The sequence below is a fragment of the Flagellimonas profundi genome (assembly GCF_017313275.1).
Taxonomy (GTDB): Bacteria; Bacteroidota; Bacteroidia; order Flavobacteriales; family Flavobacteriaceae; genus Flagellimonas; species Flagellimonas profundi.
On record NZ_JAFLNM010000007.1, the window covers coordinates 1 to 2500 of the forward strand.

Below are 2500 nucleotides of genomic sequence, written 5' to 3' on the forward strand. Positions count from 1 at the left end.
TATATTTGCACCCGCTTAGCTGATAAGGCAGGGCGCTTCTGAGACACCGAGAGGGGTTTTCGGAAGTAAAAGACAAGAGAAGAAGTTCATATACATATTGTAACGACAGCGTAGAATTAATAACAAACCATTTTGATGCAGGGACTCGGTTTTTCCGGGTGTCGGACAGACATTCAAGGAAATACAATGAAGAGTTTGATCCTGGCTCAGGATGAACGCTAGCGGCAGGCCTAACACATGCAAGTCGAGGGGTAACATAGTTTGCTTGCAAACTGATGACGACCGGCGCACGGGTGCGGAACGCGTATGGAACCTGCCCCTGTCAGGGGAATAGCCCAGGGAAACTTGGATTAATGCCCCATGGTATCGTTTTATCGCATGATAAGGTGATTAAAGATTTATCGGACAGGGATGGCCATGCGTACCATTAGTTAGATGGTGGGGTAACGGCCCACCATGGCAGCGATGGTTAGGGGCCCTGAGAGGGGGATCCCCCACACTGGTACTGAGACACGGACCAGACTCCTACGGGAGGCAGCAGTGAGGAATATTGGACAATGGGCGGGAGCCTGATCCAGCCATGCCGCGTGCAGGATGACGGCCCTATGGGTTGTAAACTGCTTTTATACGGGAAGAAACGCACCTACGTGTAGGTGTCTGACGGTACCGTAAGAATAAGGACCGGCTAACTCCGTGCCAGCAGCCGCGGTAATACGGAGGGTCCGAGCGTTATCCGGAATCATTGGGTTTAAAGGGTCCGTAGGCGGGCATGTAAGTCAGGGGTGAAAGTTTGTGGCTCAACCATAAAATTGCCTTTGATACTGCATGTCTTGAGTCATGGTGGGGTTGCCGGAACATGTGGTGTAGCGGTGAAATGCATAGATATCACATAGAACACCGATCGCGAAGGCAGGTGACCAACCATGTACTGACGCTGATGGACGAAAGCGTGGGTAGCGAACGGGATTAGATACCCCGGTAGTCCACGCCGTAAACGATGGATACTAGCTGTGGGGACTTCGGTCTCCGTGGCCAAGCGAAAGTGATAAGTATCCCACCTGGGGAGTACGTTCGCAAGAATGAAACTCAAAGGAATTGACGGGGGCCCGCACAAGCGGTGGAGCATGTGGTTTAATTCGATGATACGCGAGGAACCTTACCAGGGCTTAAATGCAGGCTGCATGGGGTAGAGATACCCCTTTCTTCGGACTGCCTGCAAGGTGCTGCATGGTTGTCGTCAGCTCGTGCCGTGAGGTGTCAGGTTAAGTCCTATAACGAGCGCAACCCCTACCGTTAGTTGCCAGCATGTCAAGATGGGGACTCTAACGGGACTGCCGGTGCAAACCGCGAGGAAGGTGGGGACGACGTCAAATCATCACGGCCCTTACGTCCTGGGCTACACACGTGCTACAATGGCCGGTACAGAGGGAAGCCACCCCGCAAGGGGGCGCGGATCTACAAAACCGGTCACAGTTCGGATCGGGGTCTGCAACTCGACCCCGTGAAGCTGGAATCGCTAGTAATCGGATATCAGCCATGATCCGGTGAATACGTTCCCGGGCCTTGTACACACCGCCCGTCAAGCCATGGAAGCCGGGAGTGCCTGAAGTCCGTCACCGCAAGGAGCGGCCTAGGGCAAAATCGGTAACTAGGGCTAAGTCGTAACAAGGTAGCCGTACCGGAAGGTGCGGCTGGAACACCTCCTTTCTAGAGAAAGAGACGCCCGGAGACGGGTCCCGCACGAGGTGGTTGTTACGTTTTGCGCTGTCGTTTATGATATGTTTTTTGATACACTGGCAATTTGGGCCAAGACAGTCTCATAGCTCAGCTGGTTAGAGCGCTACACTGATAATGTAGAGGTCGGCAGTTCGAGTCTGCCTGAGACTACGAAGGTAAGTTCATTGAGTACTGAAATCAGGAAATTCTAGATGTTGGGTTACCGTTATATAGTACTGTTAACTGATAACTGTTAACTGACAACTGATAATGGGGGATTAGCTCAGCTGGCTAGAGCGCCTGCCTTGCACGCAGGAGGTCATCGGTTCGACTCCGATATTCTCCACCACGGCAAAGCCGTCCGCTGATATTTTGTATCTGTGGCGGCGCGCTGGAAAGTTCATTGACATATTGGGACGGAGCAGTAACGACTTAGGTCTGTTACATGCGAAGTCAAAGAAGAAACACGAAGTAGAATAGAATATATAAAGGATTACGAGAGGGCATTTGTACCTTATGGTACAGGTGCGACAAGCAAAAGAAGGGCGTATGGGGAATGCCTAGGCTCTCAGAGGCGATGAAGGACGTGATAAGCTGCGAAAATCCACGGGGAGCTGCACATGAGCATTGATCCGTGGGTGTCCGAATGGGGCAACCCGGCTGGTTGAAGGCCAGTCATGCCGTAAGGCAGGCGAACCCGCTGAACTGAAACATCTAAGTAGGCGGAGGAAGAGAAAACAAGAGTGATTCCGAGAGTAGCGGCGAGCGAAATCGGATCGGCCCA

2 tRNA genes and 2 rRNA genes (1 of these 4 cut by a window edge) are annotated in these 2500 nt (G+C 52.4%); all 4 read left to right on the top strand.

Annotated elements, in window-relative coordinates:
- The first annotated feature begins 183 nt into the window (after nucleotides 1–183).
- Nucleotides 184–1707: ribosomal RNA gene (locus J0654_RS18180) — 16S ribosomal RNA — on the top strand.
- A 106-nt stretch (nucleotides 1708–1813) separates the two neighbouring features.
- Nucleotides 1814–1887 (top strand) — tRNA-Ile (locus tag J0654_RS18185).
- Nucleotides 1888–1988: 101 nt separating this feature from the next.
- Nucleotides 1989–2065 (top strand) — tRNA-Ala (locus J0654_RS18190).
- 178 nt (nucleotides 2066–2243) lie between these two features.
- A 23S ribosomal RNA gene (locus J0654_RS18195) occupies nucleotides 2244–2500 on the top strand (it continues 2562 nt past the right edge of the window).
- Together the 16S and 23S rRNA genes with 2 tRNA genes alongside form the textbook arrangement of a ribosomal RNA operon.